The 5,835-nt window shown below is 42.3% G+C and carries 5 protein-coding genes; all 5 read right to left on the bottom strand.

What is annotated here, in order from left to right:
• The coding region (locus AB5Y64_RS14940) for a transposase (protein WP_368204081.1) at window positions 1-244 on the bottom strand (244 nt) is incomplete at its 3' end.
• 118 nt (window positions 245-362) lie between these two features.
• Window positions 363-1,382: a DUF563 domain-containing protein gene (locus AB5Y64_RS14935; RefSeq protein ID WP_368204078.1), complete on the bottom strand. Its 1,020-nt coding sequence runs from the start codon at window positions 1,380-1,382 to the stop codon at window positions 363-365.
• Window positions 1,372-2,322: a hypothetical protein gene (locus AB5Y64_RS14930; protein WP_270698141.1), complete on the bottom strand. Its 951-nt coding sequence runs from the start codon at window positions 2,320-2,322 to the stop codon at window positions 1,372-1,374. Before AB5Y64_RS14930 ends, AB5Y64_RS14935 begins: the two co-directional genes overlap by 11 nt.
• Window positions 2,323-2,533: 211 nt before the next feature.
• Window positions 2,534-3,778 (bottom strand): glycosyltransferase, encoded by a 1,245-nt coding sequence (locus AB5Y64_RS14925; RefSeq protein ID WP_368204076.1) that lies wholly within the window; start codon window positions 3,776-3,778, stop codon window positions 2,534-2,536.
• 5 nt (window positions 3,779-3,783) lie between these two features.
• Window positions 3,784-5,643, bottom strand: coding sequence for a glycosyltransferase family 2 protein (locus AB5Y64_RS14920; protein ID WP_368204074.1), 1,860 nt, complete (start codon window positions 5,641-5,643; stop codon window positions 3,784-3,786).
• Window positions 5,644-5,835: the final 192 nt, after the last annotated feature.

The following is a 5,835-nucleotide window of genomic DNA, read 5'->3' as shown; positions in this document are numbered from 1 at the left end:
ACAGAGCATCTTCCATCGCGCCATCGCTCAGGTTGTACCAATGCTGCATGCAGTGAATGCGTAGCATGGTTTCCAGCGGATAAGGTCGCCGGCCACTACCAGCCTTGGGGTAAAACGGCTCGATGACTTCCACCATGTTTTGCCATGGCAGAATCTGCTCCATGCGGGACAAGAAAATCTCTTTTCTGGTCTGACGGCGCTTACTGCTGAATTCACTGTCGGCGAAGGTAAGTTGATGACTCATGATGAACCCTGTTCCATGGCTCCAGATGACAAACATGATCTCATATCAGGGACTTGTTCGCACCTTCCCTAGAGAGCATCAAAACACTATCACCTTTCACGTCAGAGTATCCACCAAGCTATGAGAGATAATCTAATATATAATTTTCACTCTCTTTATCAAAATATATCATTTTAGAGTTTTCACCTACAGATGAAATAAACCGATAATGATTCCCAACAAATTCACTTCTAGACTCTAGTACAGTAATATTAGGGATATTTGAGAAAATCAAATTAAATAATGCAGAACCAGACTCAACAATTATATCAGATGCACCATGAAGAATGCTAAACAGATTTTGATATGTTAACAATTCAGGATAAATAACATTATACCCTTTTTTTCTCAATAGGTGTTTCGTTGAATTACCCAAACGCACTCTATTATCAATCTCACGAGTTACCGACCTACCTAAAAATATCTTTCCCTCCCTCTCACCATTATTAAGATTGTATTTTCTTACTTTACCCCTAACAAAAGCGATGTAATCCTGATTAACATAAAACCCAAATTCAGGCCAGCTCACAGATATTACTTTATCACAATGAACTGGAATGTCTGGATCATAGAATACGAACTCCACATCACAAAAAAACTCTTGTAACAAGTGCACCTGCCAACTCTTTCGTATTGGAACAAGTATAGGCTTATTTTTATTTAAAGTCGTAATGTAATATATTTTTGGCATCAACACCGTTAAGAAAAAACCAAAATTCCAGTGTTCAACAGAGCCACAATGAAAAACCTCATCACTTAGCCGTAGTAAAGGTCTTTTCTCTTGGTACTCGAAGTCATCTGATATATAAGAAAACTCGCTTTTATGTACAGCTTTAACTCTCATTATATATTCCAGGTTTTTTTCATAAGACCACTCCAATGGGGTGTCAATATAAAAAGAACCATCTTTTACTAAGCTTCTCCCTTCATATATAAGTACATTATCTATCTCATGGGCATATACAGCTGACTGCTTATGATTTACATCTGGTGTGTAAATAATATTTTTGGTTAAATTTGAAAATCGGCCAGTTAATTTAACATCATAACTATCTATTAACGTAAAAATATCTTCTGCCTTTTTAAAATTAAGATTCATAGGAGCTCCAGTGCTCAGCTAGCCCAAATAGAAAATGCTTAGTACAATCATCAATATTAACCTTTGGTAATTCATTTCTAATGTGGTTGCAAATTAACTTTGTTTTGTCGTTATTAATTGACGCAAGGATTGTTTTATTTAATGATGAGCCATCATAAGCAACGGCGATATTTCTCTCCGCTGACTGAATTATTATTCTATCAAAGCATCCCACGCTAATTATATCCGCAGGAATATATGGAGAAAAAATTTCTACAGTCTCTCTGAATAATCCAGATACAAAAGCCTTGCAAAACTGATATGATGAGGAATGTATTATCAATACTTTCTCATCTAGGATATAATCGCAAGACATATTGATTTCAATATTTAAATCAGGTGTCGAAAAATCTGGCGTCTTAAAGATATTTATATACGGTATTGAATGAACACTAATAAATCTTTCACCTAAACGCTCATTTGGAGATTGGCAATTTCCATATAAGATATCACCATTATCTTTAGTAGATATTTTATCTCTAACAAGATCCAATATACCTATGTCATCAAAAAAGGAATCTAAATATCTGAGAGCACCGAGAGGAGACCAATGAGTATCGTATTTAAACATAAGACTCAAATCAGACAACAAATATGGATTAAAAAATGGAGATGCTGCTTCATTGATTTTTTCTATCCGATGTTTAACCTCCCATGCCCAACTATAAGCGCTATTATTATTTAAATAATTTCTTAATGAGAACTCATGTGCTGTAACTTTTGTTGGCGTGACCATCCAATTTACGTTTTTAACGATAGACGCGTACATAGAATATCTATTTGCGGCTAACTTTGCTACATAATCAAGATGTTCATCTGTTATATCTCTAGTTTTCAATGCAATGGCCATTTCACCGCAAGTATAGCGATGGCCATAATATGTTTCGATATATTTTTTCATACACACTTCTTATAAAAGTTAACTGTATAACAGCTAGCTGTAATTAGTCGCATTAGAGAATAGTCATGTTCAAAGATGAATTAAAGGCTCACTGTTGATATGTTTTTATCTTTAACCTTAGCGCGGCAGTAATTATTTCCTTTTCAAACAAGAAATATAACGCGTTGTGACTATAGGCACAAAAATACATCACATAGTATAAAGTCATTTATTATATCTTTTCGATCAAATTCAAATGAACATCTGCGCACTCTTTATAGGTTAAAGGACGGTTTATATTGGAAATAACACTATCAAATAGTACATCAATATCTTCACGTGCCAACATCTTTTTCCACTCAAGCCTATTCCCTGCGGAAATAGTCATGCCGTCGATATTATGCTCTATTTTTTCAGCCATCCCACCGATATCAGAAACCAGTAACGGGCGACCGCACACTTTTGCTTCCTGTATCACCATGGGTGAGTTTTCCCACCAAATCGATGGCACAATGACCCAATCAACCCCAGCCATGCGGGCACGTAGCTCATGAGGCTGATAGGGGCCCACCCACTGTACCACTCCTTCTTTCATCAATGGTCCGCGCAACGCTTCAATTTTTTGCTGGAACTCGGCAGATTGATATTCAAGGTTTGCACCGTGAACTTCTAGTACGACGTTCTTGCGCTCATCTTCAGGCATCAGGGTCAGTGCCTCCAGCAGCACATCCAACCCCTTGTAGGGATTTATCTGACCAAAAAAGCCGAAGCGGTTGCGACTCTCTCCCTCGGCCAGCGGGCGAGGGGGAATGGCCGGCTCAGCAGATTGGCCATTTTCAATCACCACGATGTTTTCGGCTGGCAAGCCCCAGTCAATATAACGCTGGCGAAGGAATTCTGACGGCGACACAAATTGATCGACCAATCCGAAGTGTTTCATAAAGGTATGCTTGCGCATCCAGAACTCTTCGGGGGTACGATTAGGGAAGCAGCGGTGACACTCATCATAACTTTCTCTGCTGCAGAGTTTGAAGTCACCGGTTTTAATCATCTGCCCATTATTGCTGCAGATAGCCATATACTCATGCAAGGTCATAACGATACGGATGTCGGGGTCAACCTGCTTGATAATCCGGAAGAATTCAAGCCCCATATGTGCATAGTGATGAACATGCACTACGGTCGGTTTCAATGCCCGGATGAGATCGGCAAACCAGGTGCTCAGACTCTCTTGGTGCACGGCTTTCATCATATGCCAATCATGTACCGCTTGTTCCCACAGATATTCGTTTGGCCTGCGCAGTGTTATCGCCCCGGTGGCGCCACGTCCACGATCGGCTCGACCAAGATACCAGGCTTCTTCCACATCTTGATGCTGTTGATAGGCCTTGAACAGGTTGTAAGCCGCAATCTCGCCACCACCCAGACTGAAATCCGGATGAGCATGGGCCATCACCAAAATACGTTGCTTCTTCATAATGTTCAGATCGCCTTTACCAATTTCTTTGAAAGTTTACGGCTCTTGTCACTCTCTGCGAGCAGCGCTTGCCAGCGGATCTGGTGACGTGTTGCGTTCAAGATGACAATCTTGGTTCTAAAGTCACCTTCACCGAGAAGTTTGAAAGATTGCCGTTCGAGATGAGTCAACTCAACCGTCGGCAAATAACCGATAGTAAAGCCGGCTGTTCGTAATTTCAGGCAGAGATCAGAATCCTCAAAATCACCGATGAGGTAACCAGTATCCCAACCACCTACGGCATCAAAATCCTGTCGCCGCAACATCATACAAGCCCCGGTCACTGCGGGAACCGTCGTCAAGGTTTGGTGCGGGTCGAGAGCAGGATCCAAGCCCATATAGGGGTGGTGATTTACCCAAATGCCCAACTCTTCGCGGCGTAGGAATGCCATTCCGGCATGTTGCATGCCACCGTCGGCAAAGAGTAAGCGTGGAGTAATCACGCCCAATCCTGGTTGACTCTGGAGTGTCATCATCAAGCTTTCGACCCAACCAGCCTTGCGAGGAAACGCATCGCTATTGAGGAACAGGAGATATTCCCCTGTTGCTTGACTTGCGCCCAGATTATTGGCACCAGAGAACCCCCGGTTAACACTGCCCCATACCCACTTGAAGGGAATGTGATAAATGCGGTAAAGCCTTTCAGCTTGGCTAGTGAAGTCATCAACCAGATTAGGGTCATCCAATACATAGATAAGCTCGACATGACGGTTAAACCATGTATCTTCGGCAAACTCCATCAATTGATGCTCAACAAAATCTGTTCTGCCATATAAGGGAACAATGATGCTCACTTTTGGCTGGGTCACTGGTGAACCCAATGCCCGGACATACACGGGCAGGTCTGGCCACTGAGCCTGCGCATGTGACAGCAGTCGACTTAATAGAGGGCTGTCGACCTTGGCAAATCGTTCATGCAGCATTGCAAGGGGAGTATGAATGGATGCAAGCCATTGCGCAGCTTCTACCGGGTTATTTGACAGTGATGTGCACACCAATGTTGCCAGCACATGCACACCCTCTTCACCAAGTGCTTTCAATTGAAGTCGTTGGCCTGGGTGGATACCACTGACATGGCAGATAAACCCGCTATTTATTACAGGGTAATCGACCTGATGGGAAATGGCTTGTCTTACATCGACCCGATCATATCTGAAGGCATTCTCAATTGAATGTATATTTCCCGCTTCATCCTCTAGCCAAGTGGGGACATTTTTTGCGATTGCAAACCACCCGATAACGCATCCTTCATGATTATTTTCACAGGCAACGACTGCTTCAAAATGTGCTCTGGCAAACAGGCATGGCCTTTGGGCGCAGGGCGCGTTTGCTATCAACTTTGAAAATGCTGGGTGGCTTGGATCGATGGCATCAAATTGCAGGATCATCCCAAACTGAATGGCGACTTCATCTAACTTGGCCGGTACATGCTCCTCAAATTTGATGCTAAACAATTCTGCAGGAACCGCGCCCAGTGATGGGGCGATGCCAATGCAGATCACTCCTTTGGACTTCTGAATATCGAGTTGAATGGAAAACCCGTATTTTACCCCGGCGGCAAGGTTCAGGCTTTCAGCGACCTCAGGTCTCTCATGCCGCTGCAGCTCTGTAATGACAGCCTTTCCGGAAACATGGAATATGGCACTTTCTTGACTGCACCAGCCAATAATGATGGCCCGGGTGCCATCATGTATTGCCTGATCAACTTTAATCAGGAGCATACTGTCATCACTGGTATGCACTTTTATTGGATTGACTTGTACACCATCTATATTTAGCGTGTCAATTATTTCTGGATTATAAAAACCAAATCTTTCCTTCATCATATATCAGCCTTGAAATATTAGGTTGTAGGCATTTTTATAAGGGCTGTTCATGACTACCCAATCCCGTTTAACTGCATGAAAAAATGTATTGGTACAACTAAATAGCTGTTCCGAATAGTAGATCACCGGAGGAAGGGAACTCAGTCCAGTTTGTGCGATCTGATTAGTCGCTAAACAAAACAAGCCACACCC

The organism is Aeromonas sp. R5-1 (assembly GCF_040908265.1).
GTDB classification, from domain to species: domain Bacteria; phylum Pseudomonadota; class Gammaproteobacteria; order Enterobacterales; family Aeromonadaceae; genus Aeromonas; species Aeromonas caviae.
This window is presented reverse-complemented; position numbering and strand designations above follow the sequence as displayed.